This is a genomic window from Membranihabitans marinus (genome assembly GCF_021729155.1).
In the GTDB taxonomy this organism is placed as follows: domain Bacteria; phylum Bacteroidota; class Bacteroidia; order Chitinophagales; family Saprospiraceae; genus Membranihabitans; species Membranihabitans marinus.
The window spans coordinates 78,288-98,158 of sequence record NZ_JAJQYA010000012.1 but is presented as its reverse complement, the minus strand read 5'-3'; the positions used below and the strand labels follow the sequence as shown (position 1 = coordinate 98,158).

19 protein-coding genes are annotated in these 19,871 nt (G+C 39.0%); 4 read left to right on the top strand and 15 right to left on the bottom strand.

Features of this window, described 5'->3' with window-relative positions:
• Positions 1-58: 58 nt before the first annotated feature.
• The 6 genes from LVD51_RS09735 to LVD51_RS09710 form a co-directional block, all read right to left on the bottom strand.
• The gene (locus tag LVD51_RS09735; RefSeq protein ID WP_236971037.1) at positions 59-436 is read right to left on the bottom strand and encodes a hypothetical protein; all 378 of its coding nucleotides are present in this window, start codon (positions 434-436) and stop codon (positions 59-61) included.
• Positions 426-785: a phage holin family protein gene (locus LVD51_RS09730; RefSeq protein WP_236971036.1), complete on the bottom strand. Its 360-nt coding sequence runs from the start codon at positions 783-785 to the stop codon at positions 426-428. The genes LVD51_RS09735 and LVD51_RS09730 overlap by 11 nt, the downstream gene beginning before the upstream one ends.
• Before the next feature lie 72 nt (positions 786-857).
• Entirely contained in the window at positions 858-1,250 is a 393-nt protein-coding gene (locus tag LVD51_RS09725; protein ID WP_236971035.1) for a YtxH domain-containing protein, read from the bottom strand.
• Between the two features lie 273 nt (positions 1,251-1,523).
• Entirely contained in the window at positions 1,524-2,327 is an 804-nt protein-coding gene (gene pyrF / locus LVD51_RS09720) for an orotidine-5'-phosphate decarboxylase (protein ID WP_236971034.1), read from the bottom strand.
• Entirely contained in the window at positions 2,324-2,578 is a 255-nt protein-coding gene (locus LVD51_RS09715) for a NifU family protein (protein WP_236971033.1), read from the bottom strand. The genes pyrF and LVD51_RS09715 overlap by 4 nt, the downstream gene beginning before the upstream one ends.
• Positions 2,579-2,601: 23 nt before the next feature.
• On the bottom strand, positions 2,602-3,681 hold the full coding sequence (locus LVD51_RS09710) for an Mrp/NBP35 family ATP-binding protein (protein ID WP_236971032.1): 1,080 nt from the start codon (positions 3,679-3,681) through the stop codon (positions 2,602-2,604).
• Between the two features lie 254 nt (positions 3,682-3,935).
• On the opposite strand from LVD51_RS09710, the gene LVD51_RS09705 reads away from it, so the two are divergent.
• From LVD51_RS09705 to LVD51_RS09695, 3 genes are read left to right on the top strand one after another with little or no spacing between them, the layout of a single operon-like run.
• Positions 3,936-4,895: a bifunctional riboflavin kinase/FAD synthetase gene (locus tag LVD51_RS09705; protein WP_236971031.1), complete on the top strand. Its 960-nt coding sequence runs from the start codon at positions 3,936-3,938 to the stop codon at positions 4,893-4,895.
• Positions 4,864-5,946 (top strand): glycosyltransferase family 2 protein, encoded by a 1,083-nt coding sequence (locus LVD51_RS09700; RefSeq protein WP_236971030.1) that lies wholly within the window; start codon positions 4,864-4,866, stop codon positions 5,944-5,946. Before LVD51_RS09705 ends, LVD51_RS09700 begins: the two co-directional genes overlap by 32 nt.
• Entirely contained in the window at positions 5,933-6,682 is a 750-nt protein-coding gene (locus LVD51_RS09695; RefSeq protein ID WP_236971029.1) for an RluA family pseudouridine synthase, read from the top strand. Before LVD51_RS09700 ends, LVD51_RS09695 begins: the two co-directional genes overlap by 14 nt.
• Before the next feature lie 2,820 nt (positions 6,683-9,502).
• On the opposite strand, the gene LVD51_RS09690 is transcribed toward LVD51_RS09695, so the two are convergent.
• From LVD51_RS09690 to LVD51_RS09650, 9 genes are all read right to left on the bottom strand, one after another.
• Complete coding sequence (locus LVD51_RS09690; RefSeq protein WP_236971028.1) at positions 9,503-10,594, bottom strand: putative type IX sorting system protein PorV2; 1,092 nt, start codon at positions 10,592-10,594, stop codon at positions 9,503-9,505.
• 120 nt (positions 10,595-10,714) lie between these two features.
• Positions 10,715-11,734 carry a 3-deoxy-7-phosphoheptulonate synthase gene (gene aroF, locus LVD51_RS09685; protein ID WP_236971027.1) on the bottom strand — a complete coding sequence of 340 codons (1,020 nt, stop codon included), beginning with the start codon at positions 11,732-11,734 and terminating at the stop codon, positions 10,715-10,717.
• Positions 11,735-11,739: 5 nt separating this feature from the next.
• Positions 11,740-12,522 (bottom strand): tryptophan synthase subunit alpha, encoded by a 783-nt coding sequence (gene trpA, locus LVD51_RS09680; protein ID WP_236971026.1) that lies wholly within the window; start codon positions 12,520-12,522, stop codon positions 11,740-11,742.
• Positions 12,515-13,699 carry a tryptophan synthase subunit beta gene (gene trpB / locus LVD51_RS09675; protein WP_236971025.1) on the bottom strand — a complete coding sequence of 395 codons (1,185 nt, stop codon included), beginning with the start codon at positions 13,697-13,699 and terminating at the stop codon, positions 12,515-12,517. The genes trpA and trpB overlap by 8 nt, the downstream gene beginning before the upstream one ends.
• Positions 13,683-14,291 carry a phosphoribosylanthranilate isomerase gene (locus LVD51_RS09670; protein ID WP_236971024.1) on the bottom strand — a complete coding sequence of 203 codons (609 nt, stop codon included), beginning with the start codon at positions 14,289-14,291 and terminating at the stop codon, positions 13,683-13,685. Before LVD51_RS09670 ends, trpB begins: the two co-directional genes overlap by 17 nt.
• 34 nt (positions 14,292-14,325) lie before the next feature.
• Positions 14,326-15,138, bottom strand: coding sequence for an indole-3-glycerol phosphate synthase TrpC (gene trpC, locus LVD51_RS09665; protein WP_236971023.1), 813 nt, complete (start codon positions 15,136-15,138; stop codon positions 14,326-14,328).
• Positions 15,138-16,130 (bottom strand): anthranilate phosphoribosyltransferase, encoded by a 993-nt coding sequence (gene trpD, locus LVD51_RS09660; protein WP_236971022.1) that lies wholly within the window; start codon positions 16,128-16,130, stop codon positions 15,138-15,140. Before trpD ends, trpC begins: the two co-directional genes overlap by 1 nt.
• 1 nt (position 16,131) lies before the next feature.
• Positions 16,132-16,722 carry an anthranilate synthase component II gene (locus LVD51_RS09655; protein ID WP_236971021.1) on the bottom strand — a complete coding sequence of 197 codons (591 nt, stop codon included), beginning with the start codon at positions 16,720-16,722 and terminating at the stop codon, positions 16,132-16,134.
• Positions 16,723-16,772: 50 nt separating this feature from the next.
• On the bottom strand, positions 16,773-18,164 hold the full coding sequence (locus LVD51_RS09650) for an anthranilate synthase component I family protein (RefSeq protein ID WP_236971020.1): 1,392 nt from the start codon (positions 18,162-18,164) through the stop codon (positions 16,773-16,775).
• Positions 18,165-18,838: 674 nt separating this feature from the next.
• On the opposite strand from LVD51_RS09650, the gene LVD51_RS09645 reads away from it, so the two are divergent.
• On the top strand, positions 18,839-19,837 hold the full coding sequence (locus LVD51_RS09645; RefSeq protein ID WP_236971019.1) for a glycosyltransferase family 9 protein: 999 nt from the start codon (positions 18,839-18,841) through the stop codon (positions 19,835-19,837).
• Positions 19,838-19,871 lie beyond the last annotated feature (34 nt).

The following is a 19,871-nucleotide window of genomic DNA, read 5'->3' as shown; positions in this document are numbered from 1 at the left end:
GTTAAGCTTTAGTTTTTTGTGATTTAGTCACCAATTTTTCACGATAAACACCATGAGATTATTCCTCTTCTTCACCGAATAAAAAAGACAATTGACCATCGTCATACATCTGTTTCCCGGTAGTGATAATAAAAGGCAGATACTTAAGCAAAGAGGTTAGCAATCCCGGTTTACTAGCATTGGCTTCTGATTGGTTTGAGTTTTCTGCTTTACTATCTTTGAAGCTATTCATCAATTTGTGAATACCTAGATAAGACAAGCCTACAGCGGCTCCGGGAACAACTATTTTATTAACGGCCAATCGCTGACCATCTTTTTTAATTACATTGATGGAGGTTTTTATTTCTGTTAGGGTTAAATCTGCTTCCCTTTGTAACCTCTGTTTTTCTTTTCGCAGATCCTCCACGCTGCGAATGTTCATGATTTTATTCGTCATCTTTATACAGATCTTTTAATATCAATCTCAAAATAGGTGCCGTCATCAAAGATTCTCTTTTTACAACCAGCAACACGGCCAACAAAACAAATATTATCGTTACGAGGCCAAATCCATATAAAAAAGAATTGAGTGCAATGGACAACCCTATGGCCAATGTAAGTGAAGCAAATAACAAAGTAAAAAGTAAGATCATCAATGCTACTAGGCGGCTAATAATATTGGACAACAATTTGGAAGAACCTTCAACCAATTCCAATTTTATTATTTCTTTCTGTAGTTGTACGTAATTCTTTACGTATTCTGAAGTCTGTCCTAAATTATACAGTAGTTTTTCACTTTCTTTCATAAGGTTGGCGATTGTTTACATAGAAAAGGGTTTACAATTCCTGTAAACCCTATTTCTCTCTTATCGTTATTTTTAGGCACCTTTAGACTCGAGCAAGTCTTCTATTTCACGTGCTTTTTGGTTGATTTTTGCACGGGCTTCTTCTGCACCTTTGTGATATGCACTTTCCGCAGAGTCTATCACATTATTTGATTGTTCCTCAATACTTTTGATCTTTGACTTTACCGTTTCTTTTGCCTCAGACAATACATCTTTGCTTTTTTCAAGCGCCTGATCAAATCCAGTTTTAAGCTGCTCAATACCGTCTTTGGATTTTAATTCTGCTTTTTTCGCCAATTCTGAGGCTTTTTTAGAAGTCTCTGTTCTCAATTTTTTACCGCTTTCCGTATTTAAATAATATCCGGCAGCGGCTCCAACAGCTGCACCTAGTAAAAATAATATTCCCGATTTCTTCTTGCTTGCCATAACTTACTTTTTATTTACAGTTTAGTGAACAAAATATAAATTGATCTTGAATTTCAATTATCTCCTTATTTCAGAATAAAACAATATACATCTTCAATAAGTTCAACATTAAATTGATAATTAATTTTCGGTTTGTTTTCCTTAAAACAGACCACTTATATAACGGAATATCCCAAATTTTATTCTATATATCAAAGAAAATCTAAGCAATCTCCCCTGATTTTTTGTACACTAAGTGATATTCACAAAACGATGGTTGGATATTCGATGATATTATAAATAAACTGCCATTTCTTCTTGCAATTTCAACGCTTCTGCCCGTGCAGCATCGGCAAAATCAAGTTCGGAACTAGCATAAATAATTCCTCTTGAACTATTGACCAATAGACCACATTCGTTTTTTACAAAAGCAGCTTCGGCCACATCTGACACTCGACCTCCTTGTTTACCTACTCCTGGTATCAGTAAAAAATGATGAGGAAGCATCTTTCTTATGCCCGCCAATTGTTCCGGATGAGTTGCTCCTACTACAAACATAGTATCTTCTTCACTCCCCCATTGACTAGCTGTCTCAATAACTTGCTCAAACACATACTGACCGTTTTCTAATTTTTGCATCTGAAAATCCTGACTTCCAGGATTTGAGGTTAAGCCTAAAATAATAACCCATTTGCCTGCGGAACGAAAAGGCATAACACTATCTCGCCCCATATAGGGAGCTACAGTAATACTGTGATAATGATAGGTATCGAAAAATGTCTTGGCGTATCTCTCAGAAGTATTGCCTATATCTCCTCGTTTGGCATCGGCTATTAAAAACTGATTTTTCGGAATATAATCAATGGTTTTTTCCATGGCTTTCCATCCCGGGATACCCAGAGATTCATAAAAAGCAATATTCAATTTATAAGAAACGCATAGATCTTGCGTGGCATCGATGATGCCCTTGTTAAATTCAAAAATACCATCTTCCTTTCCCAATAAGTGAGTTGGCAACTTTAAAGGATCAACATCCAATCCAACACATAAAAACGACTTTTTCGCCTTAATTTGATCGATTAATGCTGTTCTATTCATGCTACATCCAATCCGTTAATCGCTACTACTTCCACAATAGATGGCACTTTAGAAATAATAGCTCTCTCAATTCCAGCCTTCATAGTCATCGCAGACATAGTGCATTGTTGACAATTGCCCAACCATTTTACTTTAACTTTTAAATCGTCGGTTATTTCAACAACTTCCACATCTCCACCATCCACCATCAAATGCGGCCTCACGGAGTTGAGTGCTTCATCCACTTCTCTAAACAATTCTTCTTTATTCATTAATCATTAATTATAACTCAAAATTACGATTTAATTTTAACTATCCGAGTAGGATCGTCTGTCTTATTTCGTATTCCTACATAGTAAATACTCCTTTCTACTATATTGTTTAAATAGGGATAAATCGCAGCCTGTTGGTCTAAAATCGCCGGCTTCCCTGCATCGGCCAATTCACCGACTTCAGACACCAATGGAACCTGTCCCAGTAGAGGGGCTTCACAAAATTCAGCTAACCGCTTTCCCCCACCCTTTCCAAAAATAAAATACTGATTTTTGGGCAATTCGGCTGGAGTAAACCAGCTCATGTTTTCCACCACTCCAATGATGGGTACTCCTATGCTATCCAGTCTAAACATATTGGCAGCCTTGACAGCATCATCTACGGCTACGGCTTGTGGTGTAGTCACTATTATCGCACCAGTTACTGGAGCAGTCTGCACCATTGTCAACTGGATATCCCCTGTTCCCGGAGGTAAGTCCAAGAGTAAATAATCCAGTTCAGGCCATAAAACATCATTGAGAAACTGTTTGATGATTCCCCCTAATCGAGGACCTCGAAGTACTACAGCTTGTTCGGCTTCCAGAATAAATCCGATCGACATCAAATAGACTCCATGAGCCTGCAATGGAACCAACAATTGTCTACCGTGAATCGACTTCACCTTCGGCCTCTTATTTTTCAAACCAAACATGGTGGGAATAGAAGGACCATATAAATCGGCATCGATGAGGCCGACCTTATACCCTTTTTCGGCGAGACCGACGGCCAAATTAGTAGAGACTGTAGATTTTCCAACCCCGCCCTTGCCCGATGCTATGGCAATGATGTTTTTTATATGGGGATAGGGATTCTCTGGCTCTACTGTTTTGTTTTCGAAATGAATATTAACTTCTGCCTGCGGAACTATTTTATACAGTGCTTCGAGCACAGCAAAATTCAGTTTATTTTTGGTCTCAGGATTTAGATTGGTATAGGTCAACACCAAATTCACTTGATTTCCATCTATTTGAATTTTCGCTAGATTTTTTGATTCACTCATGGGTTGTCCGTTAATCGGATCTTGCACGGCCACCAACCCATTTCTTATCGTACTTTCATTCATATCGATTCACTGATTTTTTATAATTTAATTAAACAACAAGCATCGCTTTTGGTTAAAATAATGACGCGAAAAAACTAAAAGAATATAATATTTCCTCGTTATACGACCAATTATTCGTTTATAAATAAAGGGCGAATAGGTCAAACTGCGAAAAATTATACGATAACTTGTTCCAAATTTTGTTTTACGAATTTGAATTTCATTAATTTGCGCCTAAATGTCCGCATTAAAATAAGAGCATTCAAAAAATTTTTATGAAAATATATAAATCCATAGCTGATCTGCCCTCAAATATAGTGAATCCAATCATTACATTTGGGTCCTTCGATGGGGTGCACTTAGGCCATAGTTTTATTTTTGAGAAAATGTCGACCATCGCCCAAAGTCAAGGTGGAGAAACGATTGTAACGACCTTCGATCCCCATCCCAGAAAGGTTATCTATCCGTCGGACACAACGATGAGTCTAATAACAACGACGGATGAAAAAATTAAGTTGTTTGAATCTCTTCATATCGACCATTTGGTCATATTGCCTTTTTCAATAGAGTTTTCCCAAATGAGTCCAGCAGAATATGTTGAGAATTTCATTATCAAACACTATAGACCTCATACCATCGTCATAGGATACGATCATCGATTTGGCCTCAATCGAAGCGGGAATATCAATACCTTGAAAACCTATGCGGAGACGGGCAAATTCGATGTGGTAGAAATTCCTCAAAGGAAGGTGGATTCCATGAAAATCAGTTCAACCATCATACGAGAATCGGTAAAAAAAGGAGATATTAAAAAGACTAACCTCCTTCTAGGTCATCGGTACAAATTATCTGGAACGGTAATTCACGGCGAAAAATTAGGTAAAAAATTGGGGTATCGCACAGCCAATTTAAACCCGATCTCCTCTGAAAAATTAATTCCAGGTCCGGGTATATATGCGGTATTGGTCAATTATGATGAGTTTCAATACAAAGGAATGCTTTACATAGGTCATAAACCGACCATTCGAGAGAATGGCAGTCTGTCTATTGAAGCACACATCATAGAATTTAATGAAATCGTATACGGTAAATTAATTGAAATCGAGTTTATTGATTTTATCCGAGAAGATGCTACATTTGATTCACTTGAAGCACTAAAAGAGCAAATAGATTCAGACAAACAGTCATCCCTCAATATATTAAATGAACTTAATATCACAACCCAATCCAAATGATGAGGATAAATTGGCCATTGTTATATTAAATTACAATGGTCGACATCATCTCGAAAAATATCTTCCTTCGGTCTGTCAACACAAACCGGATTACGCTCGTATTTATATAGCAGACAATGCGAGTACCGACGATTCTGTGGATTGGTTGTGTGAGCATTACCCAGAACTACACATATTGGTCCTAGAAGAAAATACCGGTTATGCCGGAGGTTATAATACCGCGTTGGAGGTGATTGAAGCCGAATACTATTTTCTTCTCAATTCAGATGTTGAAATCAACGCCAATAGTATCGACCCATTGGTAACCTTTCTGGATAATCATAGAGATTATGGAGCATGTCAACCCAAAATTTTATCGTACAATTCACCCCATGAATTTGAATATGCCGGTGCTTGTGGAGGTTGGATTGATTCTTTTGGATATCCATTGTGCCGAGGTCGCATTCTGTCTTACAACGAAGAAGATCATGGTCAATACGACGATGAGCAACCTGTGTTTTGGGCTACAGGAGCAGCTTTGATGATTCGCAATAACGAATTTCACTTTATCGGAGGGTTTGACGAAGATTTTTTTGCACATATGGAAGAAATAGACCTTTGTTGGCGATTACAGCGAATAGGCTGCCGCATTGGTGTCATTCCTTCGGCTACCGTCCTTCACCTGGGTGGAGGAACATTAGATTACAGCAGTCCGAGAAAAACCTATCTCAATTTTAGAAACAATTTATTTCTTCTATTTAAAAACGAACGGGGACATGTCTTAATATGGTTGCTCTTCCTTCGGCTCATCCTAGATGGCATTGCTGGTCTGCGGTTTATAGCCCTTAAAGATTGGAAAAATTTCATGTCCATCATCAACGCCCATTTTGCATTTTATCAAAACATTCCGAAATTGTGGCGGAAGCGCAGAGAATTCCTTAAACTTTTTACCGATTATGGCATTGAGGAACACCAAGCTCTAGATGGACGTTATAAAGGCGCCATAGTATGGGATTATTTTATTTTAAAAAAGAAAAAATTTAGTCAACTTAATATCGATGAAACAAAATAAAAACAACTTCAATATTCTTTATGATCATACAGATTTTGTCATCATTGAAAAAAGCGCAGGTTTGCTTTCTGTACCAGAAAGATTTACGGATAAAACGAGTGCAAAAAAGTTATTAAGAGATCAATACGGTGAAATCTATACCGTCCACCGATTGGACAGAGATACTTCGGGTCTAATGATTTTTGCCAAAAATGAAGAAAGTCACAAGATCTTTAACGCTATGTTTCGCGAGCGTCAAATAAAGAAAAAATACCACGGTTTGGTTATGGGGAGGATGCCAGAGTCTACCGGTATTATGGATTACCCCATAATGACTGTACCGGGTAAAAACAAAGTCATCATCGATAAAAGAGGTAAAGAGTCTTTAAGTGAATATCGGGTTTTGGAAGAGTTTGAATCGTATTCCCTAGTAGAAGTAGAAATTTTTACCGGTAGGACTCATCAAATTAGAATTCATTTACGCCAAATTGGCAACCCATTGATCGTAGATGAGACCTATGGATTAAAGTCGTCTTTTTTGGTATCTGACATCAAGGGCCAGAGGAGATATAATATTGGGAAAGATGAAACCGAAAGACCGATATTAAGTCGAACACCTCTACATGCCACCCATCTTTCATTTAGTTATCCAGGACCGGAAGCCGTGGATATAAACATTGACTCGACTTATCCCAAAGATATGAGAGCTACCATAAATCAACTCCGTAAGTGGGGGAAAAAGAACGTCATTAGTTAATGGTTAAATACTAATTATTAATGGTTAATGGTTAGTGGTTAGTGGTTAATGGTTAATGGTTAATGGTTAATGGTTAATGGTTAATGGTTAATGGTTAATGGTTAATGGTTAATTATTAATGGTTAAGGGTCAGTGGATTGTAAGAATTCATTTCGATATCTAAGATAAGGTATAATGCGAATTACATTTATAATTGATAAGCTCACCCACCGAGGCGCAGTGGCATTGGTGCCTAAATCCTATGTGACTTCATTCAGTTATATTCGGCCATATAATGTATTCGGTCGTACTAGATACTATCCCTCGCTGGCGGCGGTGGATAAAAACACAATGGTAAATTAAATTGACTGCCGATGTAAACTGCTATCACGCCTTGGTACTGTGGAATTTTCCATAGGATTAAGGGTGCAATCACGCCGGTGCGCAGAATTCCTGAAGATTTACGGGGCAATCACGCCGGAACCAGCTTGATAAAAAAGTCCTGAAAGGACGAAATATGTCAGCGTAGGGTGAAACCCTATGAAAGATAGTTTAACCAATTAAGAAGTCCTGAAAGGACGATATAATAAATTAAAATGTAATTCTTACGATATACGGTGCAATCACGCCGGAGTGAACGAGCAAAGTGCAAAGCACCAGAGCCCGTAAATCGGGCTCTGGCGAGATAAGTCGCAGCCACTGCGCTGCGACTAGATTCCATGAAATTCGCTATCGATATACAGTTTAATCACGCCGGAGCCAGTGGCCAAAAACCTATCGAATTATGTTGCAATCACGCCGGAGCACAGTGGCCTACCCACCCACGACACGGTGGTCGTGGTTCCCTCGCCATTGATCCATTTAGGATCAATGGTTGCTCTAAAGAGCAACTTCGCTCGGTCATCTTCGAAAATATCCCCCGCTGGCGGGGGTGCCTGAAAGGCGGGGGTGGATAAAAACACAATGGCAAATTAAATTGACTTCCGATGTAAATTGCAGTCACGCCTTGCGTACTGTGGAATTTTCCATAGGATTAAAGGTGCAATCACGCCGGAGCGCAGAATTCCTGAAGATTTACGGGGCTATCACGCCGGAGCCAGTGGCTAAATTCGCTATCGATATACAGTTTAATCACGCTGGAGCGCAGTGTCTAAATACCTATCGAACTACATTATTGTCACGCCGGAGCCAGTGGCTCCGGTTCCCTCATCAAATGTCCATTAAGGACATTTGGTTGCCCTAAAGAGCAACTGCATTCGGTCATCCTGAAGGGATGATATGTCATAGCCGTGGTTTGAAAAACCACGGTATTGGCATCAAACAATGTTGATTTGGCGGACTTTTTGCATTGTCAATTTTCTGACACGAATAGATCGTATCTTTTCATTCCCTGCAATGATTATAATAGGATAGATTGGGCAAAAAGTGTGACAAATCCATGAGCATCACCATTTATGTTGTCATTCAATTCACCTCAATCATTGAATTTGATAGAAAAATGTTGTTTACTGTCGATAGAAATGAATTCCCTCGTCCCTTCAGGACTTTTTTCTAGGAAGGCATCCTTTTCATAGGGTTTCACCCTATGCTATCAGACTACGTCCTTTCAGGACTTTTTTATTGATATATTAGATTGGTTTGCCCAAAGCCAGTGGCTAAAAACCTATCGAAATACGGTGCAATCACGCCGGAGCACAGTGGCCTACCCACCCACGACACGGTGGTCGTGGTTAAATTCCTGAAGATTTACGGGGCAATCACGCCGGAACCAGCTTGATAAAAAAGTCCTGAAAGGACGAAATATGTCAGCGTAGGGTGAAACCCTATGAAAGATAGTTTAACCAATTAAGAAGTCCTGAAAGGACGATATAATAAATTAAAATGTAATTCTTACGATATACGGTGCAATCACGCCGGAGCACAGTGGCTCCGGTTCCCTCATCTGGCTTACCCACCCAAAGCCAGTGGCTTTGGTGCCTTCGTCATTGGTAGATTGACTACCAATGGTCCTGTGGACCCTACTCAGTTAGATTTAGTCCATCGGGTTGCTCTATAGAGCAACTTCATTTGGTCGTTCTCGAAAATATCCCCCGCTGGCGGGGGTGCCTGAAAGGCGGGGGTGGATAAAAACACAATGGCAAATTAAATTGACTTCCGATGTAAATTGCAGTCACGCCTTGCGTACTGTGGAATTTTCCATAGGATTAAGGGGGCAATCACGACGGAGCCAGTGGCTAAAAACCTATCGAAATACGGTGCAATCACGCCGGAGCACAGTGGCCTACCCACCCACGACACGGTGGTCGTGGTTAAATTCCTGAAGATTTACGGGGCAATCACGCCGGAACCAGCTTGATAAAAAAGTCCTGAAAGGACGAAATATGTCAGCGTAGGGTGAAACCCTATGAAAGATAGTTTAACCAATTAAGAAGTCCTGAAAGGACGATATAATAAATTAAAATGTAATTCTTACGATATACGGTGCAATCACGCCGGAGCCAGTGGCCCACCCAACCACGACACGGTGGTCGTGGTTCCCTCGCCATTGATCCATTTAGGATCAATGGTTGCTCTAAAGAGCAACTTCGCTCAGTCATCCTAGACAATTCCCCTCCTTTGGAGGGGTGTCAGTTTACTGACGGGGTGGTATGGAAATTCTGTAGGAAATATATAAATTTACCTTTTTTCAATCGAACCACCCCGTCTGACAAGTCAGCCAATCCTCCAATTGAGGAGAAGTTCAATGGTGATTTATTCTATCAAATGGACAAGTATTGCCCGAGCAAAACCACTGCACCACACACTATATAAGACGGTGAATTATCCTTTGAAATACAATCGTTACTCTGGCCTTGCCTTAAGGGTATAAATGGCTGAAAATACATGAGAAAGAGAACTCTTGGCATCGTCTTCATTCAGGAAGGCCAAGGCATAATTGATATTTATTAATCCCAATCTCAAACCTATACCCATATTGGGTTGAATAAAATATTCATTGGCATCGGGATTATTGATCTTTCTTCGTTTTTGTATGGATGAAATCCCAGCACGGAGATAAAGAACATCTCTCGAATTGAGTTCCAATCCAAAGTGAGGTTCCACACTCACGGTTTTGGACTGAATCAAGGTATTCCTCTGGCCATCAAAAGTCATGTCGGCATCTAGGGCAAGAGTAATATTCATATCGTCATTCCATTTCAAAACCTTGGCAATACCAACTGAAGCACTCGGTCGAATCACTTCTTGTGCCGACTTGGGAATGGTGTTGCCCAACTGTTGTAAAATAGCTAAATCACTCTCAGAAAATTCATAGGACCACGCATTGACCGTAGTAGATATATCTCGCAATACTGCACCAAATTTAAAACTTTCACCACTATAGGTTGCCGCAATATCAAGGCCACCTCCCCAAGCTTTTGCAAAACTACCCAAGACCCTTCTGATGATTTTTACATTTCCTCCCACTCGCCATGGACTATCCCCCAATTGTCGGCTATAGGTAATCAAACCTGCGTAATCGGCCACGGAAAAAGAACGTATATTGGAATAATTGATTCGCCCATCGGCATCGTAGAGCTGCAAGGTATTGGGGATATCATCTACTCCCATTCTAATCAGTGAAAACCCACCGTATGACTTGCCATCATTGCCCATTTTAAAACCCATGCCCAAATAATCGTAATTCACTACCCCAGAAAACCATACTGCATGCATGGCACTTAGCTGAATAGGACCACCTTGTGTCGTAAAATTAGAGGGATTCCAATAAGCTGCCTGAATAGAATTTTCACTAGCAATCACGGCTTTTCCCATACCTAAGGATCGCGCTCCTACCCCGATATTTAAAAAGTCATTGCTATATATTTGTTGGCCTTCAACACTGACCGTTCCACAAAGCCAACACATCATAAGAAAAAATAAAATCCTATTCATAAACGCAAATTAAGCAATTCCAGTTAAAAACCACAAATATATTCACCTCATAATCACAGCAATACCAGAGAAAACACGACAAATCTCAATCGCTGCAAATCCAATTTTCCCGCTCCTAATTTACAACGTTGCAAATTGCGATTTCAATTGATCCAATTGCCTTAATTTTTCATATAAAACCGATGCTTGACCATAACTCAAGGTCTGTGCTCCATCAGAAAATGCTTTTTGCGGCACTTCATGAACCTCTAAAATCACTCCATCGGCCCCAGCCATCACAGAAGCCATGGCTATCTTATCTACATACTTGCGAACACCTACACCATGTGAAGGATCGGCAATTACAGGCAAATGGGATCGATCTTTTAATACCGCAATAGCGTTGACATCCATGGTATTTCTATACGCCTTTTCATATGATCGAATACCTCGCTCACACAGTAAAATCTTTTCGTTGCCGTTGGAAAAAACATATTCAGCCGATTGAAGCAATTCTTCAATGGTTCCACTGATTCCCCGCTTGATCATCACTGCCTTGTCGATTTTACCCAACGCATCCAACAAATTGAAATTCTGAGAATTGCGAGCTCCCACTTGAAATATATCTACATAATCATGCATTTCCTCTATTTGCTCCACCATCATCACTTCAGTAATTACTTTAATCCCGTTGTCTTGACAATGTTTGTAAAATAGTTTCAATCCTTCCATTCCCAATCCTCGAAATGAATATGGAGAAGATCTGGGTTTGTATACTCCCCCTCTCATTATCGATATGCCACGATCCAACAAATGCTTTACCGTGGATTCGATCTGAGCTTCTGACTCAATAGAACATGGACCAGCCATAATACTTAAAGAACCATCACCAATCACAATATTGTCTCCCAAATCTATGGAAGTATTCTTCAATTTCCATTTCCGCGACACCAATTTATAAGCATCGCTGACCCTGTACACATCATCCACCTCTGTTAAGTGTCCGATTAGCCTAATATCCATATCACCTTTTAAAGGCGCTACTAAATAATGACCATATTGGGTAACTACTTCTGAAAAACCGATACCATTTTTATTGAGCAGAGTTGCAATAGCTGAATCTTCTGAAAGTGTATAATTTGATGCTAATCGAATAATCATAATTATTAACCTTTAATAGAATGTACAAATTGGGTAACCGTAAGATCTAAACTTTCATCGCCAGAAGCATTGGTTAAATGTTTGATAAATGCACTCCCGATTATTGCTCCTGAAGAATAAGAGGAAGCCATATCAAAACTTTTCTTATCCGAAATACCAAAGCCTATGAGACAAGGATTCTTTAAGTTCATATCGGCGATACGTTGAAAATACTCCCGTTGTTCGGATGAAATGTCTCTAGAGTTTCCGGTAATTGAAGAGTCTGACACCACATATATAAAAGCGTCGGAAAGACTGTCGATATACCGAATTCGATCTTCACTAGTCTGCGGGGTAATCAAAAACACAATTTCAATATTTCTCTCCTCAAACATAGCCTTGTAATCCGAACCATATAAGTCAGGCGGCAAATCGGGAATGATTAAGGCCTCAATACCACATTGAACACAAGAGTCTAGGAATTTCTCCTCCCCATATTGCATCATTTGATTGAGATATCCCATAAGGATTAATGGGACTTCAGTTTGTGCACGGGCTGCGGCAACTTGTTCGAATAAAATCTTCAGTGTCAATCCATTCTGCAAAGCTATTTTACTGCTTTCTTGAATCGTAGGACCATCGGCCATAGGATCTGAATAGGGCATGCCCACTTCGATAATATCTGCACCGGCATTAGCCAATGAGGTAATTATCGTTTGGGTATCTTTCAATTGAGGGTAACCCGCTGTAAAGTAAACGTTTAATAATTTCTTATCTCCCTGCGAAAAGGCAGCCTTTAATTTATTCATGGTTTAAGTATTTCATATAAGTTTGAAGATCTTTGTCTCCTCTTCCACTGAGACATATAATGGTTGATTCATCTTTATCTAAAGTCAAATAATCGAGGGCAGCCAAAGCATGAGATGATTCCAAAGCAGGGATAATCCCTTCCAGTCTACTGAGTTCGATGGCGGCATTGACGGCCTCCCCATCCTCTATAGACACTACTTCCGCCCTTCCAGTGGTTATAAGATGTGCGTGTAATGGACCAATTCCTGGATAATCCAATCCTGCAGATATGGAGTGAGGTTCAATAATCTGACCGTCTTTGGTCTGCATCAACAAAGTCTTACTTCCATGAATAATCCCTTCAGTACCCAAAATTGATGTGGCCGCAGAACGACCGGAATGAATACCTTCACCGCCTGCTTCCACCGCTACTAATGTAACATCTTCATCATCCAAATAATGGTAAAAAGCTCCAGCAGCATTAGATCCCCCTCCTACGCAGGCAATAATGCGATCGGGATTGGATCGACCTTCATATTCTTGTAATTGCTCCTTCATTTCACGGCTAATCACCGACTGAAAACGAGCCACCATATCGGGATAAGGATGAGGACCTACTACAGATCCAATTATATAAAATGTATCGACAGGGTTGTTGATCCAATCACGGATGGCCTCATTGGTAGCATCCTTTAAAGTTTTACTTCCACTGGTTGCCGGACGCACTTCGGCACCTAACATCTTCATTCTAAACACATTGGGCTTTTGACGTTCGATATCCACTTCACCCATATATACGATACATTCCAATCCCATCAAAGCACATACCGTAGCTGTAGCCACTCCGTGTTGGCCTGCACCAGTCTCGGCGATGATCCTGGTTTTACCCAATTTTTGAGCTAATAATATTTGACCAATGGTATTGTTGATTTTATGGGCACCCGTATGATTTAAATCCTCTCGCTTAAGATATATCTTAGTCCCATATTTTTCTGACAATCTCTTGGCCCAATACAATGGGGAAGGACGACCTGTATAATGTTTCAACAAACTTCTGAACTCTGTTTGGAACTCCTCTGTTTGTGTTATGGCTAAGTAGTTTTCCTGCAATTCCATAACATTACTATGCAACATTTCTGGGATATAAGCACCGCCAAACTTGCCATAGAATCCCTTTTCATCAATTTTGTAATTCATATATAAATGATTTTATACTTTCAATATTTTTTAATCCTGGAGATTTTTCAAACCTGCTATTGATATCTACCGCAAACAATTGTGGATGGTTCACAGCCTTAATTGCGGCCGCTGAATCACGGTGAATTCCCCCACTTAAGAAAAATGGTATATTGCCTTTGTACTCCTCCAACTTTTGCCAGTTAAATGCTATTCCATTGCCTCCCCGTTCCTCTCCCTTGGTATCGAAGACAAAATAGTCCACTGAGGATTCGTATTCGAGTAAACTGTCAAAATCGAAATTATCATCCACCGATACTGCCTTCATTATCACAACATTACATCTTCTCAATTCAAGACATTGACTGGGGCTTTCGTCACCGTGAAGTTGAACATGAGTTAAATCCCACTTTTCTACCCATTTTAAAATTTCACTATTGTCTTCATTGACAAATACCCCTACCCGATGCAACCCTTTGGTATTAGGCAAGGATTTTTCACTCACATCTCTTTTCGATTTGGGGTAAAAAATAAATCCAATATAATCTACGGGCAGCTGTTCCAGTGCGCGCACATTATCGGGATCTCTCATACCACATACTTTTATTTTCATCTTAGGAGTTTTGATTATTACGACAATGAAAGTACTATGATGGTATCGAAATTTGTTTACGCTTCATTTCAAATTCATCGATCAACAATCGACATGATTTTCCGGGATTATCCGATCTCATAAACTGTGTTCCGATTAAAAAGCCGTCAAATCCTTTTTGGGATAGTGTAATCATATCATCGGCATTTTTAATACCACTCTCAGATATTTTAACCTTATCCGCTGGGATTTTGTCAAACAGATCGATGGAGTTTTGAATAGAAACTTCAAAGTTTTTAAGATTTCTATTATTTACTCCAACTACATTTACATAATCGGTTACTTTGGCGAGTTGGTCTTCAGAATGTACTTCCAACAAAACCTCTAGTCCCAAGTCGTGAGCTGTTTTGGATAGAGACATCACTTCTTCAGCTGTCAATATTTCTGCAATCAATAACACCACATCTGCCCCGATAGATTTGGCTTCCAACAATTGGTATTCGTCGATCACAAAATCCTTCCTCAATATGGGACAGAAATTAAATTTGCGCACCGTTCTCAAATCATCATAAGAACCTCCAAAGAACAAAGTATCGGTCAACACGCTAATAGCGGAAGCTCCAGCTTGCATATAGGCTATAGAGACTTCCTCTGCAGAACCATATTGATTAATAAATCCTTCTGATGGAGATTTTCTTTTAAATTCTGCGATTACTCCAGATTTGTCTGGCCTAGTAATGTAGTGAGAAAATGATACCACTGGGGTATTGAAGTACATTGACTTCTCCAATAACTTGGCTGGGTAGAGAGATTTTTTCTCAGCTACCTCTTTTTTCTTGGCTATGGTGATTTTTTCTAAAATATCCATTATTGTGCATTTAATAAGTTGGTCAATGTTTGTTTTGCCTTTCCCGATTGTAGACTTTCCTCAGCCTCTGCTATACAGTCCGAAATGGATTTTTCAGGACATAGTGTCTGAATGGCTAAACCACTATTCACCAATACTACATTTTTTTGAGCGGAAGTAGATTTATTTTCCAAGACATTTAAGAAAATGGTCTTGGCCGAATCGATGGTATCACCGCTGTAAAGGTCTTCTTGGCCAATTTGTTGAAATCCAATATCAGTAGGAAAAAGAATCTCTTGGCCTTGGGCATTAATCTTTAGAAACCCATCGGTTAAGGAAACCTCATCGTAACCGTCAATATTGTGAACTACGGTAAAACCATAACCTGCTTTTTCCATGACTTCGGCGTAAAGGGAAGCTACTGTTTTGCTATAAGCTCCTAGTAAATAGGCCGAAGGTTGACTTGGGTTTATGGTCGGTCCCATAATATTGAAAAATGTCTTAAATGGCAATGCTTTGCGCACTGGAGCTACTTGGCCCATGGCGGGGTGAAACAGCGGTGCATGCAAAAAACAAATATTAGCTTCAGACAACTGACGATTTAACAGGGACTCGTCATTGGTAAACTGATATCCTAACGACTGCAAGACATTGGAAGATCCAGAAATAGAGGTAGAGGCATAATTACCGTGTTTACTTACCTTATACCCCGCTCCTGCTACTACAAAACAAGAAAGCGTGGATATATTAAAGGTGTTTTTGCCGTCTCCCCCGGATCCGACAATATCAATTCTTTCATCGCCTTCCAAATTCACCTTTTTACACAAGTCGTATAATGCCGTTCTAAACCCTAAAAATTCCATAGTAGATATCGGACGCATGCAAAACACAGTCAACAATGCTGCTATTTCGCCATGACTCAATTGGCCCTGACCAATATTTTCCATTATAGAATAGGTCTGTTCTTTGGTTAAGACTTCTCCTGCAAATAGTTGTTCAAACAGTTGTTTCATTTTAATTTCGGTTTATAAAAGCGGTAGCCAAGGATAAAAAATTAGTCAATATTTGTTTGCCTTGTGGTGTGAGTATTGATTCTGGGTGAAACTGAACTCCATAGACTGGATCACTACGGTGTTGAATAGCCATGATTTCTTGTTGATCATCGATGGCAGTTATTTCCAATTCTTCTGGGGTAGAATCCTTTTCAATTACCCATGAATGATATCGTCCTACCTTTATCCCATCTTCCAAATTGGAAAACAGATTGTCTTTTCTCAAAATAGACAATGAGCAGTCGACACCGTGATAAACGTGATCGAGGTTTTGCAAGTCTGCCCCGTAGGATTCTCCTATGGCTTGATGACCGAGACATACGCCCAAAATAGGTTTTGTTGTTTTGTAAGCCTGAATAATGGCTGGCATATTCCCAGCATCCTTGGGTACGCCAGGTCCAGGAGAAAGAATGATAATATCGTACTGTGCTACATCGGCTACAGAAATTTTATCATTTCTGATTACATCTATTTCAAAATCACTAATTTCTTGTAAAAATTGATATAGATTATAGGTAAACGAATCGTAATTATCGAGGATAATGACTTTCATAATCAATGGTATTTTTAATATTTGTCAAATCACCTATTCGGTAAGATTATTTATTGGATTTCAAAGATAGTTTCCGCTTGTTTAAGCGCCGATTTTAAGGCAGCTAACTTGTTGTTCACTTCTTGCAATTCGCTTTCTTCATCACTGCTAATCACTATTCCGGCGCCCGCCCTACTGTACAATACATTGTCCTTGCTCAAGAAGGATCGGATGACAATGGCCTGAGTGATGTTTCCATCTAATCCGATATAGCCAATTCCTCCGCCGTAAAAATGGCGAATAGAATGTTCGTATTCGTGGATTAATTCCATGGCCTTAATCTTGGGAGCCCCAGACAATGTACCCGCTGGAAAGGTATCTCCATACACTCTAAAAGGATTGTACTGACTGGGCAATTTACCTTCCACGGTAGACACCAAATGAATAACATGACTGAAATACTGTACCTCCATTAATGATTTGACTTCTACTTCTGTAGTATGGCGCCCCAAATCATTTCTGGCCAAATCCACCAACATGGTGTGTTCTGAGACTTCTTTGGCATCTTCTTTAAGAGCAGCTGCTCTTCTCGCATCTTCAGCGTCATTGCCACTTCGTCTATAGGTTCCAGCTATGGGATTAACCCTAGCTGTTTGATCATCGATGATTAGCTGAGATTCTGGAGAAGAACCAAATATACGGTAGGATCCAAAGTCAAAATAATATAAATACGGAGAAGGATTAATGGACCTCAATACTCGATAGACGGTAAAATCATCACCTTCAAAAGGTTGGATAAATTTTCGCGACATCACTATCTGAAAGACATCGCCTACTTTACAGTGATGTTTGCCTTTGACCACTAAGTCTTTAAATTCATCATCAGTCATATCGCTGGATTCAGGACCATTACATTTGAATCCCTTTTCCTCGTAATGTCCCATTAAAAGCAACTTCTTAATTTTCAATATATCAGATGGCTCACCATCGGGTACATTTTCAATGAGGGTCAATTGATCTCGGTAATGATCAAAAACTATTAGATAACGATAAAAGAAGTAGTGAATTTCGGGGATTTCAGATTGATTCTTATTTAAATTAACCGCATCAAAATACCGAACAGCTTCAAAATTGGTATGACCGAAAAACCCATTAATATCAGAATGGTCACCAGAAACCGTTATTTGTTTTCTCACTTGATTGAGTAATTCCGGTAGTTTATGGACGTGAGAACAGGCGATACTTTCTTTTCTGCCCAATGTATTAATTATCAATCGATCGCCCTCGGTATACAATTCGATAAGTGGATCAAAACCCACAAAAGATTTTGAATTTTCAGCCGACTGAGAATCATTGCTCTCGAGAATCATTGGAAACTCTGAAATATCTCTGATTTTCAAATAGGCGCTAACCGGCGTCATTTGGTCGGATAACATTTGAATAGTCTTGGTCTTTAATTTCATAATTTTCTGTAAATTTTGACATAAAAAAAGGCTTGTCGGGAGAACCAACAAGCCTTATATTTCTTTAACAATAGCAAAGCAGTTACCTCCCAGAATAAGTATCCAAGGTCCACCACCAATTTTTGCTATTTGTATTATTCAATTTCATTTATTAAAATGTTCGCAACAAATATATAAAAAGGAATTGGAAATAAAAAAGAGAAATGCCCAAATTTGTCGTTACAAATTCGGGCAATTTCTACTAAGGTCTCAAAACAAGAAAACTACAATCTTTATAATTCAGCTGAATCCAGCATATTTATTTCAAATCTTTAAAAATAATATATTTGTCTTTTAAATATAACCTAAAGGTAGAAAAAATTGTTTCGTAAACTAAAACTTATTTTTCAATCAACAACTGTTTCTATTACAGCAAATATGCTGCCAAAAATACTTTAGAAGGTTTATACTCGAAAATTTTCACAATATTTTTTCCATTCAATGTATAAAACGCTAGATTACAGAATTTTATTCATTTATAATATATATATTTTATAATTTTTTGATACATAAATCAATTAAAACAGCTCAATTATCTAATTTACAACACTTTATAGGCAGATAAAATTTCATTACCTTTGGCCAAATTTTTAGAAGCCTTACATTCCTTATTCAAAAATAGTGACATCCCCTATATGAAATCAATAAAGACCGCATTAAAAAAAGTTCTAGTTATTAGATTTAGTTCCATCGGAGATATTGTGTTATGTAGCCCAGTTTTTAGGACGTTAAAACTTCAAAAAAATGTTGAAGTTCATTGGTTAACTAAAAAAAATAATGCTTTTATCAATGCCCACAACCCTTATATTGATAAAATTCACTGTTACGACAACAATTATAAAACCATCCTCAAAGGATTGCAAAGCGAAAAATTTGACCTAGTCATCGATCTTCACAAAAATTTAAGGTCCTTTCGTTTTCGATCACAATTAAAATGTCCTTCATTTGATTTTAATAAGATAAATATCCAAAAATATATACTCGTCAATTTTCAAATCGATTTAATTGGAGAACCTCGCCATTTAGTAGATCGCTATTTCAAGAGTCTTGAGAGAATAGGCATCGTGAATGACGAACAGGGATTAGATTACTTCTATGGAGAAGAGACCAAGAATCCAATAACCACATATCCTTACATTGTCTATGGAATTGGAGGTACGTACAATACCAAAAAGATGCCGACCGATGAAATTATTCGGCATTTTGGCAACCTCCCCTACCCCCTTGTTCTCCTAGGTGGAAAGACAGAAGAAGCAGCTGCAGCAGAAATTGAATCTGCCCTAGGTGACAAAGTCATCAACATGGTTAATCAATGCAATCTCCATACCTCAGCAAAAATCATTGAGGAAGGACAATTCTTAATATCTCACGATACGGCTACTATGCATATTGGCGCAGCCCTAAACCAAAAGATATTGTCGGTATGGGGAGCCACAGCCCCACCACTGGGCATGACGCCCTATCTACCCCCACAGCTATTACACCAAACTATAGCCTTGGATCATTCAAGTTTGAAGTGTCATCCATGTTCCAAACTAGGCGGTGATCAATGTCCTAAGGGACACTTTAAATGTTTGAGAGATTTGCCATCAGAAATGGTCAACCCCCTAATTGAGGAAATGCTAAAGAAGTAAAAAAGAAGTCATTATTTTTCTTAAATACTCGACG

Coding starts and splice junctions, on each gene's coding strand:
- LVD51_RS09735 (WP_236971037.1), bottom strand. CDS start 436: ATGACGAATAAAATCATGAACATTCGCAGCGTGGAGGATCTGCGAAAA.
- LVD51_RS09730 (WP_236971036.1), bottom strand. CDS start 785: ATGAAAGAAAGTGAAAAACTACTGTATAATTTAGGACAGACTTCAGAA.
- LVD51_RS09725 (WP_236971035.1), bottom strand. CDS start 1,250: ATGGCAAGCAAGAAGAAATCGGGAATATTATTTTTACTAGGTGCAGCT.
- pyrF (WP_236971034.1), bottom strand. CDS start 2,327: ATGAATAGAACAGCATTAATCGATCAAATTAAGGCGAAAAAGTCGTTT.
- LVD51_RS09715 (WP_236971033.1), bottom strand. CDS start 2,578: ATGAATAAAGAAGAATTGTTTAGAGAAGTGGATGAAGCACTCAACTCC.
- LVD51_RS09710 (WP_236971032.1), bottom strand. CDS start 3,681: ATGAATGAAAGTACGATAAGAAATGGGTTGGTGGCCGTGCAAGATCCG.
- LVD51_RS09705 (WP_236971031.1), top strand. CDS start 3,936: ATGAAAATATATAAATCCATAGCTGATCTGCCCTCAAATATAGTGAAT.
- LVD51_RS09700 (WP_236971030.1), top strand. CDS start 4,864: ATGAACTTAATATCACAACCCAATCCAAATGATGAGGATAAATTGGCC.
- LVD51_RS09695 (WP_236971029.1), top strand. CDS start 5,933: ATGAAACAAAATAAAAACAACTTCAATATTCTTTATGATCATACAGAT.
- LVD51_RS09690 (WP_236971028.1), bottom strand. CDS start 10,594: ATGAATAGGATTTTATTTTTTCTTATGATGTGTTGGCTTTGTGGAACG.
- aroF (WP_236971027.1), bottom strand. CDS start 11,734: ATGATTATTCGATTAGCATCAAATTATACACTTTCAGAAGATTCAGCT.
- trpA (WP_236971026.1), bottom strand. CDS start 12,522: ATGAATAAATTAAAGGCTGCCTTTTCGCAGGGAGATAAGAAATTATTA.
- trpB (WP_236971025.1), bottom strand. CDS start 13,699: ATGAATTACAAAATTGATGAAAAGGGATTCTATGGCAAGTTTGGCGGT.
- LVD51_RS09670 (WP_236971024.1), bottom strand. CDS start 14,291: ATGAAAATAAAAGTATGTGGTATGAGAGATCCCGATAATGTGCGCGCA.
- trpC (WP_236971023.1), bottom strand. CDS start 15,138: ATGGATATTTTAGAAAAAATCACCATAGCCAAGAAAAAAGAGGTAGCT.
- trpD (WP_236971022.1), bottom strand. CDS start 16,130: ATGAAACAACTGTTTGAACAACTATTTGCAGGAGAAGTCTTAACCAAA.
- LVD51_RS09655 (WP_236971021.1), bottom strand. CDS start 16,722: ATGAAAGTCATTATCCTCGATAATTACGATTCGTTTACCTATAATCTA.
- LVD51_RS09650 (WP_236971020.1), bottom strand. CDS start 18,164: ATGAAATTAAAGACCAAGACTATTCAAATGTTATCCGACCAAATGACG.
- LVD51_RS09645 (WP_236971019.1), top strand. CDS start 18,839: ATGAAATCAATAAAGACCGCATTAAAAAAAGTTCTAGTTATTAGATTT.